The organism is Pseudomonas nitroreducens, assembly GCF_024170165.1.
Classification (GTDB): Bacteria; Pseudomonadota; Gammaproteobacteria; order Pseudomonadales; family Pseudomonadaceae; genus Pseudomonas; species Pseudomonas nitroreducens_C.
The window spans coordinates 1-17,524 of the sequence record NZ_JALJXP010000013.1; the positions used below are offsets into that span (position 1 = coordinate 1).

Below are 17,524 nucleotides of genomic sequence, written 5' to 3' on the forward strand. Positions count from 1 at the left end.
GGGCGAGTCACTTCTTCCAAACGCCGAAGAAGTAACCAAGAAGGCTTGCCCCGGACATCCGGTTTTTCGCTTAGGCGAAAAATTCCCTCGTTGAAGCGAAGTTTCAGGGGCCCGCCGCGAAGGGCCATCCCTGGCCCATCGCGGCTCTCGCGACATCCATGTCGCTCAACCCCTGAAACTCCGCTTCAACGAGACCTCCTGAACGGGGCATTCGGTGTGCGCGGATATTTTTCTGGAAGCCTTCAAGAGCCAAAGCCAGTGCAGGAATGGAGTGGGTGTCGGGCTCCTCGTAGGAGCGAGCTTGCTCGCGAACCGCCATGGCACGGCCTTTCCCTGTAGGAGCGGGCCATGCCCGCGATCAGCGCTCCCATCCACATCGAAACCAGGGCGAAGCACGGACGTAGGATGGCATGGAGCGCAGCGATACCCATCGATGACTGGGCCCCCCGGTTATACCGGCAGAGTGCTGTTCGCGAGCAAGGACCAGGCGTCCCCCTCGGTCCTACAGGTCGACCGCGAAGCCTGCTATCAGCGCAGCTTCTCCATCATCTGGTAGTACCACATGCCCGCCGCCAGCATCGGGTTGCCGAACACGTCGCCCATGGGCACGCGGATGTGCTTGCACTGGGCGAAGGTGTCGAACTTCTCCAGGTCGCCGCTCATCGCCGTGGCCATGATCTCGCCCATGATGTGGGTGGTCGCCACGCCGTGGCCGGAGTAGCCCTGGCAGTACCAGACGTTCTCCGACAGCTTGCCCAGCTGCGGGATGCGGTTCATCACGATGCCCATGGCGCAGCTCCACTGGAACTCGATGTCCACGCCCTTGAGTGCCGGGAAGGTGCGCTCGATGCACGGACGCAGCTCGCCGGCGATATCACGCGAGTCGCGGCCGGAGTAGTTGGCGCCGCCGCCGAACAGCAGGCGGCCGTCGCCGGTCATGCGGTAGTAGTCGAGCACGAAGCGGCAGTCGTAGACCGCCAGGTCCTGCGGGTTGATGCGCTTGGCCAGCTCGCCCAGCGGCTTGGTGGTGACGATGCCGCCCATGGCCGGGAAGATCATGCCCTTGAGCTGCTTGCGCTCCAGCTTGTGGTAGACGTCGCCGGCGAGCATCACCTGGGCGGCGTTGATCCGCCCGCCGGAGGTGACCACTGCCGGGCGCGGGCCGTGGATGATGTCCAGCACCTCGGAGTGCTCGAAGATCAGCGCGCCCAGGCTGGCGGCGGCCTTGGCCTCGCCGATGCACAGGTTGAGCGGGTGCAGGTGCATGTTGCGGGTGTTCTTGATGGCACCGCAGTAGAGGTCGCTCTCCAGGTGCGCACGCACGCCGGCGCCGTCCAGCAGGCTGATCTCGTCGCCCATGCCGCGGCGCTTGGCGTCGTCGAAGGTGGCCTTCAGCTCGTCCATGTGCGACTGCTTCATCGCCGCGTGCAGGTGGCCGAACTTCAGGTCGCACTGGATGCCGTACTTCTCCACGCGGCTCCTGATGATCTCGTGGCCGCGCCAGCGCAGGTGCCAGATGAAATCGTCGACATCGTCGCCCAGCCACTGGCGCATCTGCTTCTCCATGGCCGAGTCGCCCGAGAGGCTGCCGGTGACCTGCCCGCCATTGCGCCCGCTGGCGCCCCAGCCGACCTTGTTGGTCTCGACGATGGCGACCTTGTAGCCGCGCTCGGCCAGTTCCACCGCAGTGGCGACGCCGGTGAAGCCGCCGCCGATGATGGCGATGTCGACGTTCACCTCGCCTTGCAGCGTGGGGTAGCTGGTTTCCTCGTTGAGGCTCGCGGAGTAGTAGGACTTCGCGCGCTCGGGGGCGGGAGTGGCGGGGTTCAGTGCAGCGTTCATTTCGGTGTTCCTGTTGTTGTTCGGTTGCCCTCTCCCCAGCCCTCTCCCTGAAGGGAGAGGGGGCTGATTGGAGTGGGCTGAAAAATAGGTTTCAGCCTGAGATTCCAATGAGCGAAAAACTCGTCTCGGCACATTCGGCCCCCTCTACCGCTTGAGGAGCGGGGCGCGTAGCCAGGGCTGGGGAGAGGGTTTTTCAGCTCAGCACATGTCACCTCAAGCCTGCGTCAGATACCAGCGCCAGTCCTGCTCGCCGACCTCGCCCATGAACTGGCGGTACTCGGCCTGCTTGACCTTCAGGTAGACGCCGAGGAATTCGTGGCCCAGCGCATCGCGTGCCCAGCTGGAGCGCTCCAGCGCGCGCAGCGAGGTGAGCCAGTCGGTGGGCAGCAGTTCCTTGGCCTGGGCGTAGCCGTTGCCTTCCACCGGCGCGCCCGGGTCGATCTCCTCGCGGATGCCGCGATGGATGCCGGCGAGAATGGCCGCAGCGGCCAGGTAGGGGTTGGCGTCGGCGCCGCAGATGCGGTGCTCGACATGGCGGGTGTTGGCCGGGCCGCCGGGTACGCGCAGGCTCACGGTGCGGTTGTCGCAGCCCCAGGTTGGCGCCAGCGGCGCGTAGCTGTTGGCCTGGAAGCGGCGGTAGGAGTTGGCGTTGGGGCAGAACAGCAGCAGCGAATCGAGCAGGCTTTTCAGCATGCCGCCCACGGACTGCCGCAGCAGGGGAGTGCCGGCAGGGTCTTCGCTGGCGAAGAGGTTGTTGCCCGCGGCGTCGGCCAGGGAAACGTGCATGTGCATGCCGGTGCCGGCCAGGTCGTCGAACGGCTTGGCCATGAAGCACGCCTGCATCCCGTGCTTGTGCGCCACGCCTTTCACCAGTCGCTTGTAGCGTACGGCCTGGTCCATGGCGAGGAGTGCGTCGCCGTGCTCCAGGGTGATTTCCACCTGGCCCGGCGCGTATTCGGAGATAGCCGTGCGCGCCGGAATTCCTTGTGCCTTGCAGGCGGCATAAAGGTCGGCGAGGAAGGGTTCGATCTGCTCCAGCTCGCGCAGGCCGTAGACCTGGGTGGCACGCGGGCGGCCGCCGTCGGCATCCAGCGCCGGTTGCGGGCGGCCGTTGGCGTCGCGCTTGGCGTCCAGCAGGTAGAACTCCAGTTCGCAGGCCATCACCGGGTAGTAGCCGTCAGCCTTCAGGCCGTCGATCACATGCAGCAGCACATGGCGCGGGTCGGCGATGTCCGCCGGCTTGCCCTGCTCGGGGTGCATGCTGACCTGCACCGCCGCCGTGGGAATCTGCCGCCAGGGCAGGCGCACCAGGCTGCCTTGCAGCGGGTAGGCGCGGCAGTCGATATCGCCGACGTCCCAGACCAGCCCGGAATCCTCCACATCCTCACCGTGCACGGTGAGGCCGAGGATGGTGCTGGGCAGCGGCCGGCCGGACTGGTACACGGCGAGCAGCTCCTCGCGGTGCAGCAGCTTGCCGCGCGGCACGCCGTTGGCGTCGAGGATGAACAGCTCGACCATCTCGATATCGGGGTTCTGGGCCAGGAAATACTGGGCTTCTTGCACGGAGGCGAAATTCATGGGGCTCTCGTTAGCATCCACGCGGATGCGCTGACGACCTGCAGGCCAGGGCCACGCCGAAGGGCATGGGGTTGAAGGCAGGCAAGCGATGCAACGGGCTACATCTTGTTCTGAAGGCACGGGGACCTTGAGTGAGCGTAGTTCCGTCGGGCGAAGTCGGGCGGGGTGCCCGGTCAGCGAGAGGTGGTATCGGGCGGGCGCGCGTGGCGGCAATGCCAGAGCGCCCAGAAGGCCAGTTCCAGAGGCAGGGTCAGCGGTTGCAGTTCGAGCCAGCGGGCATGTTTGCGCGGCAGGCGGACGACGCTGCCGGCCTTGCGGGCGGCGACGGGTTCCAGCGGTGCGGGCGAAACGAGCAGGTGCATGTCGAAGGATTTGGCTGACGATTTCCGCAGACTCGCACGGCGCATGGGTTTGTTAAATGTGATTTTCACGACGTTCAGATTTGAAAAGTTGAAACTGAATGAGCGTTTGTGGTCGGTGTGAAGGCTGCTCCAGAGCCTTTGCGATGCCTTTCGCGCATCCTGTCGAGGGGCCCGGAGAGCCGGCCGTGTCTGCCCTAGACTGGTGCAATCAGCGTCCGCCACGGGCTCGTCCATGTGCCGCATCGTCTTTGCCCCGTCGATCCAGCGTCACGTTCCCATCGAGGAGCGCGAGTTGCCTGCCGTGACCCTCGCCAGCGCGCTGGAAGCGGTATTTGTCGAGGCGCCGAAACTGCGTGGCTATCTGCTCGACGACCAGGGCGGACTGCGCCGGCACCTGACCATCTTCATCGACGGCCTGCGCCTGCGTGACCGTGCCAGCCTCAGCGATGTGCTGGCGGCGGGCAGCGAGGTCTACGTGGTCCAGGCCCTGAGTGGCGGCTGAGGGCCACGCGGCATTTCAGGAGAACAGGATGGATGATCGATTGCTGGTGGCGACCCGCAAGGGGCTGTTCACCTTTCAGCGTGGCGCGGACGGCTGGCAGGAAACCCGCCGTGATTTCCTCGGCGAGCCATTGAGCACGGTGCTTGCCGATCCACGCGATGAAACCCTCTATGCCGCCCTCAACCTCGGCCACTTCGGCTGCAAGCTCTGGCGTCAGCGTCCGGGCGAGGACTGGCAGGAGATCGCCGTGCCGACGTACCCGCCGCAACCCGACCCACTGCCTGCGTCCTGGGAGGGGGAAGCCCCGCCCGCGCCCTGGGTCCTGCAGCAGATCTGGTGCCTGGAGACTGGCGGCGCTGCCGAGCCCGGCGTGCTCTGGGCCGGGACCATTCCCGGCGGGCTGTTCCGCAGCGGCGATGGTGGCGACAGCTGGGAGCTCAATCGCCCGCTCTGGGACCGCCCCGAGCGTTCGCGCTGGATGGGCGGCGGCTACGACTGGCCGGGCATCCACTCGGTCAGTGTCGACCCGCGTGACAGCCAGCACCTGACCGTCGCCGTGTCCTGCGGCGGTGTCTGGCAGAGCGACGATGGCGGCGCCAACTGGCGTGTGACCACCCGCGGCCTGTACGCCGACTACATGCCGCCGGAGCTGCGCGAGGAGGGCGCCATCCAGGACCCGCACCGCCTGGTGCAGTGCCCTGCGCAGCCGCAGCGCCTGTGGGTGCAGCACCACAACGGCATCTTCACCTCCACCGATGGCGGCGCGTGCTGGAGCGACGTGCAGGTCGAACCGTCCAGCTTCGGCTTTGCGGTTGCCGTCCACCCGACCCGGCCGGATACCGCCTGGTTCGTCCCCGCCGTGAAGGATATCTGCCGGATTCCGGTGGATGCCCGTTTCGTCGTGACCCGTACCCGTGATGGCGGCGCCAGCTTCGAAGTGCTCGACAGCGGCCTGCCGCAGGGCGCGGCCTTCGACCTGGTGTACCGCCACGGTCTGGCGGTGGACGACGATGGCGTGTGCCTGGCCATGGGTTCCACCACCGGCGGATTGTGGCTGTCGGAGAACGGCGGCGATCACTGGCAGTGCCTGTCGGCCAACCTGCCGCCGATCTACTGCGTGCGCTTCGGCTGAGCCGGATAGCGCCGTCGCAGGCCAGGGCTTTCCTATACTCCCTGGCGTTTCCCGGTGAGCGGGGAATCATCGGCTCCAGGGAGGCCCGCATGAGCGCCACCATCCAGCATTTCTTCGATCCGCCCACGTCCACCTACAGCTATGTGGTGGCGGATCACAGCACCGGGCGCTGCGCCATCATCGATCCGGTACTGGACTACGATCCCGCGGCCGGTCGCGTTGGCAATACCGGTGCCCGCCGCCTGCTCGAGTACGTTCGCGAGCAGGCGCTGGCGGTGGAGTGGTTGCTGGAGACCCACCTGCATGCTGATCACCTGTCCGCCGCGGCCTGGCTCAAGGGGGAGCTGGGTGGCCGGCTGGCCATCGGTGCGAGCATCGCCCAGGTGCAGCGCACCTTTGCCGGGCTGCTCAACCTGGGCGAAGACTTCCCCTGCGACGGCAGCCAGTTCGACCACCTGCTCGAGGATGGCGAGTGCTTCCGCATCGGCGAGCTGCAGGCCCAGGCGTTGCACACGCCCGGGCACACGCCGGCCTGCATGACGTACCTGGTCGGTGATGCCGCGTTCGTTGGCGATACGTTGTTCATGCCCGACTACGGTACCGCCCGCTGCGACTTTCCCGGCGGTGATGCGCGGCAGCTTTACCGTTCGATCCAGCGACTGTTCACCTTGCCGGACGAGACGCGGCTGTTCATGTGCCACGACTACCTCACCGCCAATCGCGATCAGCATGTGTTCGAAACCAGCGTTGCGCGGCAACGCCAGGACAATGTGCACGTGCACGATGGCGTGTCGGAGGAGGCTTTTGTTGCGATGCGCACGCAGCGCGATGCCGGGCTGCAGGCGCCGGCGCTGATCTGGCCGTCGATCCAGGTGAACATGCGTGCGGGCGAGCTGCCGGAGGCCGAGACCAACGGAGTGCGCTACCTGCGGATTCCGTTGGACCGGATGTAACGGCACCCGTGCAGCGGCTCAGCCGATGAGCTTGTCCGGGAACCGTTCGAGTATCTCCCGACAGCGCTCCACCGCCCGTTTCTGCCGGGCCACATTGGCGCAAATGCGCTTCAGACGGTTCAACTGCCTGGGTGTCAGGTCGCCTGTGCTGGACAGCACCTTGAGCATGTGGCGCATTTCCATCAGCCACAGCTGGCAGCGCAGTTCCTGCAGGAACCAGATAGGCTTGGGCACGCCCAGGAAGCTCAGGGCCGGGCCGATGATGCTCAGCGGCAGAATGAGCAGGAACAGGTTGAACAGTGTGTTGGCCAGCTGGAAGGGCAGGTACTTGTAGAGGAACGGCAGGCCGTTGTTGTAGTAGGACTCCGCCACTTCATGCAGCGGTATCTGGGTGCCCTTGGTCGATGGGTACGCATCGCCGGTGGAGGAGGCCGCAGAGCCGCCATGTACCTGCTTCATGGCCAGCAGGATGTGGTGGAGGATGCCGGGGTCCATGCGTTTCTTCACCACCACGGTCACGGCTTCGGCCGGTGCCTGCAGATCCTTTTTCGGCACGCCGGTACGAAGGTCGAAATAGCCCCGGGGGACGGTCATGACCTTCAGGACCCGCCCCTCCGCCAGGCGCTGCGCAATGGCGGCGCTGTATTGCAGGTCGAGTATGGCGATGCCCGGAGTGTCGGCCAGCGCGGTGACCACCGGCTGGTCGAGGGGTTGCAGGAGGAAGCCGGCGTCGACCTTTCCTTCGGTCAGGGCCTTGGCGGTGGCGTTCAGGTTGTAGGGGAGGAAATCCGTGTTTTTCGGCGTGACGCCGTACATTGCCAGCAGCGACTCCGCCATCTGCCGCGTACCGCTGCCGGGAGGGTTGGCGGCGACCCGCAGTCCCTTCAGTTCGCTCGGGCTGGAAAGTTTTCCGAGCGCACTGCGGTAGAAGATGAGTACCGGCTTGTAGTTGATCACGCCCAGCGCCCGGGTGTTGGGGTAGTTGTCCGCGTTCACTTCCTGGGCGATGAAGCTGATATCCACGCCGGACTTCGGATCGTCCACCAGGCCGACCAGCGACAGGGTGTCCTTCTGTTCGAGCAGGCGGACCTTGAAGCCTTTGCCCTGCAGGTACGCCTGATAGGCCAGGGCCGTGCTCTGGAAGTAGCCGCCAGCGGGGCCTGTGGCGATGACGATGGTCTTGCCCGGGTAACCGATCAGCGCGTACAGGATGACGCCCAGGGCGATGGCGAGCATCCCCGGGACGCCGGCAAGGGCGCGCAGGCAGGCCGGCAGATTGACGTGTTTCAATGCAATGTTCATGACGCGGCAAGGGGTCGATTCTGGTTTGTTCCGCAGGAGCCCCACGCAGCTGGCTGCCTGGCGATGAAGCTGTCCGGGTAGCCGGGGCCTGGTGGGGCAGCGTGCTGCTGAAGGGGGAGTCTCCCCGCGCAGGGCGCGGGGAGATTGGTTCAGAAGCGCCAGTCCAGCGACAGGTTGCCCGACACCGAGTTGTAGCCGGTGCGGAACAGGTCGCTGGCGACCCCGGCGCCGATATCGACGTTCTCGCTGAGGGAGTAGCGGACGTTGCCGCGCAGGCCCATGGAGTCGCGGTCCATCAAGGTGTTCTTGCTGCTGAACTTCGCGTCCTGGTAGTTGGCGAAGGTCGCGTCCTGGGTCAGGTCGGTATCCAGCAGTTCGTGGTTCCAGGTGACCTGGGTCTCGGCCTTGATGGCACGGCCGCCTTCGAGCGGGAAGTGCATCGCGGTGTTCAGGCCGATGCTCGAGCGCAGCGAATCGAACTGCTGCGATTTGAGCTTCAGCGTCGAGCCGTCGTCGCCTTTCTCGTGGGTGCCGTCGCGCCACAGGCTGGTGTAGGTCAGCGTGGCGATGGGGCCCGTGCTGACGTTTTCGTTCAGCTGGAAGCGATAGCCGCCACCGCCGACCAGGGACGCGCTCTTGCCGGTCCAGTCGGCCTTGTTGCGGGCCGAATAGTCGTCGATGTCGATCTTGCGCTTGAGCTCGCCGCTTTCATAGCCGACGCGGGCGCTGCCCAGCAGGAAGCTCCCGGCCATCGGGTCCTGGGCGTAGCGGGCGTGCACACCCAGCTCCAGGGCCGAGGTGTTGCCGTCGCCGTTGAGCGGGTCCTTGAGGTTGAGGTTCTGCTGGCTGGCGGCGCCGTGCAGGCCGATGATCAGCGCGCCGTCGCTGGAAGCGGCGGTTTCGGCACCGAAGATCACGCCATAGCTGTTGGTGGTGTAACCGACCATGTCGTTTTCATTGTTCTGCCGGCTGTTGCCGCCGAAGGGCTGGATGAACGCCTGCCACTCGTCGTCACGCAGCTTGCCCGGTTCGCGGGCACTGATGGCGTCGGCGACCTGCTGCTCGCGCTGCAGGGAACTGGCCATCATGGCGCTGTAGGCGGCCGGGGAGAGCTGCTCCAGGGCGCGGCCGATCTGGCTGCCATCGGGGACCGAGAAGTCCAGGGTGGTGTAGAGCTGCTGGCGGTCGGGGCTGGCCGCGGCGCTGATGCCACGGCTGAGGGCCTCGCCCACCGAGCGGCCATTGCGGCTCAGGGCGTACTGGCTGTACGCGTCGTCGGCGCGGACGAATCTCAGCAGCTGGTTGTTGTTGGCCTGCGGCGTGGCCAGCAGGGACAGGGTCGGGGAGGCGGACAGCAGTTCGACCTCGTTGAAGGCCCCGCTGCGGGAGCTGCTCTGCAGCAACTGGCTGGACTGCATCGTCCAGGTCGGGGAATACCAGCCGCGGTGCGGGACGATGCTCAGGCGGCCGGCAATCTCGGCCTTGCCGGTGACCTGCAGGGTGTCGTGGGCACCGACGTCGTTGACCTCCATCAGCAGGCGGCCGGTACGGGTCTGCTGGAAGTTGCCATCGATCTTGAGGACGCCGAAGGAGCCGCCCGGTGCGACCGTGCCACGGTTGATGAATTCGCCCCGCTGATTAAGAACGAAGTGGCTATTGCCGGCCAGCGTCGCACCTTCTGCCACTTCAACGCTGTAGACCTGGTTGTTGCCGCCCAGCGAGGTTTCGCCGCCGCGCAGGCTGAGGGCGAGGTTGTTGATGCCCTGGATGTTGCCGTTGTAGCGCAGGTGGAAGTTCGGGTCGGCCTGGTCCAGTGCACGACCCTGGCCATCGTTCAGGCGGCCGAAGGTCAGTTGGGTCAGGCGTTGCGCGTCGTTCTCGTCCTGCTGGTCGTAGGCCGAGAGGATATCGCCCTCGATGCGCGCGCCGGAGAGGATGTTGATGTTGCCCACCAGGGCATTGTCGGAGATGGAAATGGCCGCCGCCTTGCCGGCCAGGCGGCCGCTGACGTCGAAGTTGTCGACCAGGGGGCCGGCCAGTTCAGGCAGGAGTTCATCCTCATCACCTTTGACGGTATAGATATAGGAACCTCGGTATTCGCTGTCATTGCCCAGCATGTTATTGCCGAAGTTGAACTCGGCGGCGATGCCTTTCTCACCCAGCGCCTGGACGTCGCCGCGCTGAATCACGTTATGGTCCTTGCCATAGGCGACGAGCATCCCGCGGCCGTTCAGGCCGTCGGCGTGAATGCGAGTACCCGGTTCCACCACCAGGGTGTTGCCTTCGCCGTCGACGCGTACGCCTGCGGCGCCGTCGCCGCGAGTCAGCAGATTGGCCTGCTGGAATATCAGGTTGTTACTGCCGTAGACATGCAGGCCCAGGCCTTGTGCCGCAGTGTTGTAGGCGCCGACCAGGTAGTCCGTGCCGGCGGCGTTGCGCTGGTAATAGCCGTGCTGGTTGTAGAGCGTCTGGCCATCGCCATAGACCGAGTAACCGAAGAAATTGCGCCGGTCAATCTGGTAGCCCAGGTCCTGCAGGGCGGCAAGTTCGGCTTCCATGAAGACGTTGTAGTTGCGGTAGCCCTGATGGCTCATCTGGCTGTTCTTCAGCTCGATGTGGCTCATGTAGTCAGCGTCCAAGCTCCCATCTTCGCCCAGAATCTTGACCGGAATGCCGGGCATCGCGCCCGCGAGCACCTCGTTGACGTGTTCGCCGGTGAAGTAGCCCTGGTCCTGGCGCAGATCGAAGCCATTCGGGTCATAGGCATTGTTGCATTGCGAACACAGCACGACCTGGTCGGGACGTGCAGGGTTGCCATTGTCATCGCGCAGGTGCGATGCCCATTGACTGAGGCTTTCGCTGAAGTACGGTGTGCCCTGGCCATACTTGTCGGCTACCGAGTTTGAGATCCCCAGGGCATGAGCCACCTCATGCACCGTGGTAGAGAAGTATTCGTCCGTGGTACCCGGGATTTGGCTCGGAACGTAGGGGGTGATCAAACGATCCGGGGGGCCGAACATGACCTGGCCTTGGGAACCGTAGGCGGGCGAGCCTGGCGGCAGGTTCGTCAGGGCGGCCTGGACCTGGGTCACATAGACGTTGCTGGTCGTTGGCGCTGGGTCGCTGCTTGCACCTGCGTTCCCCTGGGTGCCGTCGGTACCGATATTGAAGATTGCTGGTAATTCTCCGTTCTGCGGGTTGATGACCCGTGCCCAATAATCGAAGCCTTGCAGAATTTGTTTCTTCTGTTGTTCATCCATATTCCAGGTCGAGGAAATGGGTGTTTCTCCGTTGAGCATGAAAGTTCCATCCCCAACTTCGAAGAACCTCGCTTCGAATATCGGTTGACCCTGGGGTGTATAAATAAGGTGGTTATCCTGCGCATAAAGAGACAGGCAGGGAGCCGCAGTGGCCATCGAGACGGCCAAGGCCAGTTTGTTGCGAATGAGGGTTCTTTTTTTCTTCACGGCAGATTTCTCCAATCAATTTTCAATACACCCTTTATTTCCTGGTAAGGCTCTGTAATGGGCCTTGCGCGGGTTCTGGTGTACTGCTGATTGTCAGAGAAGTTCCGGGGCTGATATGTCGGTGACGGAGACTGTTGGTGTCAGTGTATTCCCATGCTCTTGAATAAAGGCTTGTTGCTTGTAGGGATTAAGTGACGTTGCAGCTCTGAATCCAAGTTGGGAGTGTCCAGCGGCGAGCACGGCAATGCTGCAATCAACTTCTTATTATTCAGGACTAAGAGCGAGTGGCTTGTTCCGTGAGGCCTTTTTCGTGCCGGCAATACTCCGGAATCAGCCCGATATACCAATGAGAATGGCCCCGGCACGTACTGGCGTGCCGGGGCGAGGGGGAGGGCCGGCTGGTTGCCGGCCGGCTGCCTACAACAACAGGCTGCGGATGTCCCCGAGCACCTCACCGAGCCGTCGGGTGAACCGCGCCGCTGCTGCGCCGTTGATCACCCGGTGGTCGTAGGACAGCGACAGCGGCAGCATCAGCCGTGGCTGGAAGGCCTTGCCGTCCCACACCGGCTGCATCGTTGCCTTGCTCACGCCGAGGATCGCCACTTCCGGCGCGTTGACGATCGGGGTGAAGCCGGTGCCGCCAATGTGGCCGAGGCTGGAGATGGTGAAGCAGGCGCCCTGCATGGCGTCGGCGGAGAGCTTCTTGCTGCGCGCCTTCTCCGCCAGTTCGGCGGCTTCCAGCGCAAGCTGCAGCAGACCCTTCTGGTCGACGTCGCGAATCACCGGCACCAGCAGGCCGTCCGGGGTGTCCACGGCGAAGCCGATGTGCACGTATCGCTTGCGGATCAGCGCCTTGCCGCTGGGGGCCAGCGAGCTGTTGAAGTCCGGCAGCTCGCGCAGCAGGTGGGCGCAGGCCTTGAGCAGGATTGGCAGGATGGTCAGCTTGGTGCCGGCCTTTTCCGCCGCCGCCTTCTGTGCGATGCGGAAGGCCTCCGCCTCGGTGATGTCAGCGGATTCGAACTGGGTGACGTGGGGGACGTTGAGCCAGCTGCGATGCAGGTTGGCGGCGCCGACCTGCATCAGGCGGGTCATGGCCACTTCCTCGGTTTCGCCGAACTTGCTGAAGTCGATCTCCGGGATCGGCGGAATGCCCGCGCCACCGCTCGCGCCCGTCGGAGCGCCGGACTTGCTGCGTTGCAGCTGTTCCTTGACGAACGCCTGCACGTCCTCCTTGAGAATGCGGCCCTTGGGTCCGCTGCCGGTGACCTGCGCCAGGTCAACGCCGAACTCGCGGGCGACCATGCGCACCGCGGGGCCAGCGTGCACCTTGGTGCCGTCGCGGCTGGGTGCGCCCACAGGGGCGACGTCCTGCGCTTTTTCCGGCTCGCCCTTGGCCGTTGGCGCAGGAGCGGCTGTTTCCGTGGCGGATGCAGATGCCGGAGCAGAGCCGGCAACTTCCAGCTCCAGTATCTCGTCGCCTTCCTTGAGGGTGTCGCCGATCTTCACCTTGATCGCCTTCACCACACCCGCTTTCGGTGCGGGAATCTCCATGCTGGCCTTGTCGGATTCTAGGGTCAGCAGGCTCTGGTCGGCCTCGATGGCATCGCCCACCTTGACCATCAGCTCGATGACGTTGCCCTGGCCGTTGCCGATGTCCGGCACGCGGATGGTCTCCACGCCGCCGCTGGCGGCCGGAGCGGGCGCAGGCTTGTCTTCCCTGGCCGGCGCAGCAGCGGCAGCCGGAGCAGAGGAGGGCGCCGTGGCAGCAGGCGCAGCGCCGCCTTCGGTTTCCAGTTCGAGGATGTCGTCGCCCTCCTTGAGGGTGTCGCCGACCTTCACCTTGATCGCCTTCACCACCCCGGCCTTCGGCGCCGGAATCTCCATGCTGGCCTTGTCGGACTCCAGCGTCAGCAGGCTCTGATCAGCCTCGATGCGGTCGCCGACCTGGACCATCAGCTCGATGATCTCGCCCTGGCCATTGCCGATGTCCGGCACCTTGATGGTTTCCACGCCGCCACCGGAAGGTGCAGGTTGAGACGTCGGCGCGGCGGCAGGCTTGGGTGCTTCGGCGGCGGCTTTGGCCGGCTCCGCGGCCTTGCTTTCGGCAGCGCCGCCTTCGGCTTCCAGTTCGAGGATTTCATCGCCCTCCTTGAGGGTGTCGCCGACCTTCACCTTGATGGCCTTCACCACGCCGGCCTTCGGCGCGGGAATCTCCATGCTGGCCTTGTCCGACTCCAGCGTCAGCAGGCTCTGCTCGGCCTCGATACGGTCGCCGACCTTGACCAGCAGTTCGATGACTTCGCCCTGGCCGTTGCCGATGTCGGGTACGCGGATGGTCTCGCTCATCGTGCCTCTCCTCAGCAGTCCAGCGGATTGGGTTTTTCCGGGTCGAGACCGAATTTCGCGATGGCCTCGGCCACCATCTTCGGCTCGATGTCGCCACGATCGGCCAGGGCCTCCAGCGCAGCGAGCACCACCCAGTGGCGGTCCACCTCGAAGAAGTGGCGCAGCTTGGCGCGGGTGTCGCTGCGGCCGAAGCCGTCGGTGCCCAGCACCTTGTACTCCTTGGTCGGCACCCACTGGCGAATCTGGTCGGCGTAGACCTTCATGTAGTCGGTGGAGGCGATCACCGGCCCGCGGCGTCCACCCAGGCACTGTTCGACATAGCTCTGTCGTGGCTTCTGCCCCGGATGCAGGCGGTTCCAGCGCTCCACCGCGAGGCCGTCGCGGCGCAGTTCGTTGAAGCTGGGTACCGACCAGACGTCGGCGCCGATGCCGAAGTCCTCGCGCAGTATCCGCGCAGCCGCCTCGACCTCGCGCAGGATGGTGCCCGAGCCGAGCAGCTGGACGTGTTGCGCGGCGGCCTTCTGGTCTTCTTCGAGCAGGTACATGCCCTTGATGATGCCGGCTTCGGCGCCCTTGGGCAGCGGCGGGTGCGGGTAGTTCTCGTTCATCACGGTGATGTAGTAGAAGACCTCCTGCTGCTCTTCCATCATCTGCCGCACGCCTTCCTGGATGATCACTGCCAGCTCGTAGGAGTAGGTCGGATCGTAGGTACGGCAGTTGGGGATCACCGAGGCCAGCACATGGCTGTGGCCGTCTTCATGCTGCAGGCCCTCGCCATTGAGCGTGGTGCGCCCGGCGGTACCACCCAGCATGAAGCCGCGGGTCAGGCTGTCACCGGCTGCCCAGGCCAGGTCGCCGATGCGCTGGAAGCCGAACATCGAATAGAAGATGTAGAACGGCAGCATCGGCTGGCGGTAGTTGCTGTAGGCCGTACCGGCAGCGATGAACGACGACATGGCACCGGCCTCGGTAATGCCTTCCTCGAGGATCTGGCCTTTCTTGTCCTCGCGATAGAACATCAGCTGTTCCTTGTCGACCGGCTCGTACAGCTGGCCCACCGAGGAGTAGATGCCGAGTTGGCGGAACATGCCCTCCATGCCGAAGGTGCGCGCCTCGTCGGGGATGATCGGCACGATGCGCTGGCCCAGTTCCTTGTCCTTCACCAGCTGCGAGATGATCCGCACGAAGGCCATGGTGGTGGAAATCTCGCGGTCGCCGGAGCCGTCGAGCAGTGCCTTGAGCGTCTCCAGCGGTGGTGCCGGGATGCGCTGGCTGTTGCCGTGGCGATGCGGCATGAAGCCGCCCAGGGCGGCGCGGCGCTCCTTCAGGTAGCGCGCTTCGGCGCTGCCTTCCTCGGGACGGTAGAAGGGCAGTTTGGCCAGGTCCGCGTCCTTGATCGGGATATCGAAGCGGTCGCGGAAGGCGCGCAGGCTGTCGACGTCGATCTCGTGGATGTTGTGGGCGATGTTCTTCGCTTCGCCGGTGCCGGTGCCGTAGCCCTTGATGGTCTTGGCCAGCACCACGCTGGGCTGGCCCTGGTGGTTCACCGCCGCGTGGTAGGCGGCGTAGACCTTGTACGGGTCGTGGCCGCCGCGGTTGAGCTTCCAGATTTCCTCGTCGGAGAGGTCCTTGACCATCTCCAGCAGTTCCGGTCGCGCCCCGAAGAAGTGCTCGCGGACGAAGGCCCCGTCCTTGGCCTTGTAGTTCTGGTAGTCGCCGTCCACCGCCTCGTCCATCCGCGCCTGCAGCAGGCCGGCGTGGTCCTTGGCGAACAGCGGGTCCCAGAAGCGCCCCCAGATCACCTTGATCACGTTCCAGTTGGCGCCGCGGAACACGCCTTCCAGCTCCTGGATGATCTTGCCGTTGCCGCGCACCGGACCGTCCAGGCGCTGCAGGTTGCAGTTCACCACGAAGATCAGGTTGTCCAGCTTCTCGCGCCCGGCCAGGGAGATCGCGCCCAGGGATTCGGGCTCGTCGGTCTCGCCGTCGCCGAGGAAGCACCAGACCTTCTGCTTGCCGGCAGGAATGAAGCCGCGGCTCTCCAGATACTTCATGAAGCGCGCCTGGTAGATCGCCTGGATCGGCCCCAGGCCCATGGACACGGTGGGGAACTGCCAGAACTTCGGCATCAGGCGTGGGTGCGGATAGGAGGAAATGCCCTTGCCGTCGACCTCCTGGCGGAAGTTCTCCAGTTGCTCGTCGCTGAGCAGGCCCTCGATGTAGGCGCGGGCGTAGAAGCCCGGAGAGGCGTGGCCCTGGAAGTAGATCAGGTCGCCGGCGTGCTCCTCGGTGGGGCCGTTGAAGAAGTAGTTGAAGCCGATGTCGTAAAGGGTCGCCGAGGACGCGAAGGTGGAGATGTGCCCGCCCAGCGACGGGTCCTTGTGGTTGGCGCGCATCACCATGGCCAGCGCATTCCAGCGTACCAGCGAGCGGATGCGCCGCTCCATGAACAGGTCGCCCGGCATGCGGGCTTCGTGCCCTACCGGGATGCTGTTGCGGTAGGGCGTGGTGATGGCGTAGGGCAGTTGTGTGCCGGTTCGGCTGGCCAGCTCGCCTAAGCGAGTCATCAGGTAGTGGGCGCGCTCTTCGCCTTCTTGTTCCAGTACGGATTCCAGCGCGTCCAGCCATTCCTGGGTTTCGACGGGGTCGATATCGTGCATGGTCAGGGATCCTGGTTACGGGGTCGGCTCTGCGCAGTGCCGGCTCCGGGCCAGGTGATCCATCGGGTTGGCGCAGTGGGCGACGGCCCTCGTGAGGCCGCCGCGCTGCCGCCGGCACGCGCGTGTGGCTATAGAGCTTAGACAGCTCTGGCGCCAGCGCCCGCCCGGTTGGTCGAGTCAGGACGTCGCAGCGGGGTTAGCGAAGCGAGTCACGCCGCAGATCGTCACCGCGGTTCCACTGCGCGGCCACCAGCCGATCACGCCCGGCCTGCTTGGCCTGGTAGAGCAGGCGGTCCACCGCCGCGACGAAGTCCAGCGGGCGGTCGCTGGAGGAGGGCACGGCGGTGCCGACGCCCAGGCTGATGGTCAGCCGGTCGGAGACGGCGGACTTCGCATGGGCGATGCCCTGGTCGTGCAGCACGCTGCGGCAACGCTCGGCGATCTGCCGGGCGGCCTCGCTGTCGGTTTCCGGCAGCACCAGCACGAACTCCTCGCCGCCGAAGCGCGCAATGAAGTCCCGTGGGCGGTGCAGCGCGCCGGCCAGGGCCTTGCCGACGCTGCGCAGGCAGTCGTCGCCCTGGATGTGCCCGTAGTGGTCGTTGAACTGCTTGAAGTAGTCGATATCCAGCAGTACCAGCGAGACGGGCTGGCCGCTGCGCTGGGCGCTGCCCCACTCGGTGTCCAGCACCGAGTCGAACATGCGGCGGTTGGCGACGCCGGTCAGGCCATCCTTGTACGAATACTCCTCCAGCTGGCGCTGCAGCATGATCAGCTGCTCTTCGGCGCGCTTGCGCTCGCTGATGTCGAACATGAAGCCGACCAGCGAATCCACCTCGCCGTCGTCATCGCGCACCACGTGCACCACATCGCGGATCCACACGTAGTCGCCGGAAGAGGTCAGGGCGCGGTAATCCGCCTCGTGGTCGGTGCCCTCGCGGGACTGCGAGATGCAGAAGTTCACTACCCGCTCGCGGTCTTCGGGGTGCATGCGTTCGGCCCAGTCGTTGGCGCTGACCCAACTGGCCTGGCTCCAGCCTAGAAGTTCTTCGATCTGTGGTCCGATGTAGGAGAACGTCATGGACTTCCAGTCGATCTTCCACGGAATGGCGCGGGTGGATTCGAGGAGTGTCTGGTAGACGGGATTTTCCGGGGCGGCGTCGTACGGCATGGCGGCGGCTCGCTGATGGCACTGTGCCTTGTTCTACCACAGTGCGGTGTCGGAAAACCGGTTGAACGCGCCACCTGGCGCCTCGAAAGCGGCTGGGCGACAGACGGTCGTTTCCGAGTGAGACGGATTCTTCAGCAATTCATAACGGGTTCTTCACGAATCCGGGGATAGGGTTTGATCGCCCGCCATCTGACAACCCCGCAGTGCGATGG

At 65.0% G+C, this 17,524-nt stretch carries 11 protein-coding genes; 3 read left to right on the plus strand and 8 right to left on the minus strand.

Annotation, left to right across the window (positions count from 1 at the left end; genetic code table 11):
- Window positions 1-528: 528 nt before the first annotated feature.
- The 3 genes from J2T47_RS23000 to J2T47_RS23010 all read right to left on the minus strand — a co-directional run bounded on the left by J2T47_RS23000 (window position 529) and on the right by J2T47_RS23010 (window position 3,782).
- Window positions 529-1,842, minus strand: a complete 1,314-nt coding sequence (locus J2T47_RS23000; RefSeq protein WP_253452049.1) for an NAD(P)/FAD-dependent oxidoreductase — start codon at window positions 1,840-1,842, stop codon at window positions 529-531.
- Between the two features lie 213 nt (window positions 1,843-2,055).
- Window positions 2,056-3,420: a glutamine synthetase family protein gene (locus tag J2T47_RS23005; protein ID WP_253452052.1), complete on the minus strand. Its 1,365-nt coding sequence runs from the start codon at window positions 3,418-3,420 to the stop codon at window positions 2,056-2,058.
- Between the two features lie 173 nt (window positions 3,421-3,593).
- Window positions 3,594-3,782, minus strand: a complete 189-nt coding sequence (locus J2T47_RS23010; RefSeq protein WP_192432950.1) for a hypothetical protein — start codon at window positions 3,780-3,782, stop codon at window positions 3,594-3,596.
- Window positions 3,783-4,014: 232 nt separating this feature from the next.
- Between J2T47_RS23010 and J2T47_RS23015 the strand changes: the two genes are divergently transcribed.
- The 3 genes from J2T47_RS23015 to J2T47_RS23025 all read left to right on the plus strand — a co-directional run bounded on the left by J2T47_RS23015 (window position 4,015) and on the right by J2T47_RS23025 (window position 6,369).
- A complete protein-coding gene (locus J2T47_RS23015) occupies window positions 4,015-4,284 on the plus strand; it encodes a MoaD/ThiS family protein (protein ID WP_253452054.1) in 270 nt (89 codons plus the stop codon).
- A gap of 28 nt (window positions 4,285-4,312) precedes the next feature.
- Window positions 4,313-5,416: a WD40/YVTN/BNR-like repeat-containing protein gene (locus J2T47_RS23020; protein WP_253452057.1), complete on the plus strand. Its 1,104-nt coding sequence runs from the start codon at window positions 4,313-4,315 to the stop codon at window positions 5,414-5,416.
- A gap of 89 nt (window positions 5,417-5,505) precedes the next feature.
- On the plus strand, window positions 5,506-6,369 hold the full coding sequence (locus tag J2T47_RS23025) for an MBL fold metallo-hydrolase (protein WP_253452060.1): 864 nt from the start codon (window positions 5,506-5,508) through the stop codon (window positions 6,367-6,369).
- An 18-nt stretch (window positions 6,370-6,387) separates the two neighbouring features.
- Here the strand turns inward: J2T47_RS23025 and J2T47_RS23030 are convergent, their stop codons facing one another.
- The 5 genes from J2T47_RS23030 to J2T47_RS23050 all read right to left on the minus strand — a co-directional run bounded on the left by J2T47_RS23030 (window position 6,388) and on the right by J2T47_RS23050 (window position 17,312).
- Window positions 6,388-7,659 (minus strand): TAXI family TRAP transporter solute-binding subunit, encoded by a 1,272-nt coding sequence (locus J2T47_RS23030; RefSeq protein ID WP_253452065.1) that lies wholly within the window; start codon window positions 7,657-7,659, stop codon window positions 6,388-6,390.
- 161 nt (window positions 7,660-7,820) lie between these two features.
- A complete protein-coding gene (locus tag J2T47_RS29360; RefSeq protein WP_253452068.1) occupies window positions 7,821-10,598 on the minus strand; it encodes an autotransporter outer membrane beta-barrel domain-containing protein in 2,778 nt (925 codons plus the stop codon).
- 957 nt (window positions 10,599-11,555) lie between these two features.
- Window positions 11,556-13,484, minus strand: a complete 1,929-nt coding sequence (gene aceF / locus J2T47_RS23040; protein WP_253452071.1) for a dihydrolipoyllysine-residue acetyltransferase — start codon at window positions 13,482-13,484, stop codon at window positions 11,556-11,558.
- 11 nt (window positions 13,485-13,495) lie between these two features.
- Window positions 13,496-16,144 (minus strand): pyruvate dehydrogenase (acetyl-transferring), homodimeric type, encoded by a 2,649-nt coding sequence (aceE, locus tag J2T47_RS23045; RefSeq protein WP_253452074.1) that lies wholly within the window; start codon window positions 16,142-16,144, stop codon window positions 13,496-13,498.
- 196 nt (window positions 16,145-16,340) lie between these two features.
- Window positions 16,341-17,312 carry a sensor domain-containing diguanylate cyclase gene (locus J2T47_RS23050; protein ID WP_253452077.1) on the minus strand — a complete coding sequence of 324 codons (972 nt, stop codon included), beginning with the start codon at window positions 17,310-17,312 and terminating at the stop codon, window positions 16,341-16,343.
- Window positions 17,313-17,524 lie beyond the last annotated feature (212 nt).

Excerpts from the sequence above, each read along its gene's own strand:
- J2T47_RS23000 (WP_253452049.1), bottom strand. The coding sequence starts at position 1,842 with ATGAACGCTGCACTGAACCCCGCCACTCCCGCCCCCGAGCGCGCGAAG.
- J2T47_RS23005 (WP_253452052.1), bottom strand. The coding sequence starts at position 3,420 with ATGAATTTCGCCTCCGTGCAAGAAGCCCAGTATTTCCTGGCCCAGAAC.
- J2T47_RS23010 (WP_192432950.1), bottom strand. The coding sequence starts at position 3,782 with ATGCACCTGCTCGTTTCGCCCGCACCGCTGGAACCCGTCGCCGCCCGC.
- J2T47_RS23015 (WP_253452054.1), top strand. The coding sequence starts at position 4,015 with ATGTGCCGCATCGTCTTTGCCCCGTCGATCCAGCGTCACGTTCCCATC.
- J2T47_RS23020 (WP_253452057.1), top strand. The coding sequence starts at position 4,313 with ATGGATGATCGATTGCTGGTGGCGACCCGCAAGGGGCTGTTCACCTTT.
- J2T47_RS23025 (WP_253452060.1), top strand. The coding sequence starts at position 5,506 with ATGAGCGCCACCATCCAGCATTTCTTCGATCCGCCCACGTCCACCTAC.
- aceF (WP_253452071.1), bottom strand. The coding sequence starts at position 13,484 with ATGAGCGAGACCATCCGCGTACCCGACATCGGCAACGGCCAGGGCGAA.
- aceE (WP_253452074.1), bottom strand. The coding sequence starts at position 16,144 with ATGCACGATATCGACCCCGTCGAAACCCAGGAATGGCTGGACGCGCTG.
- J2T47_RS23050 (WP_253452077.1), bottom strand. The coding sequence starts at position 17,312 with ATGCCGTACGACGCCGCCCCGGAAAATCCCGTCTACCAGACACTCCTC.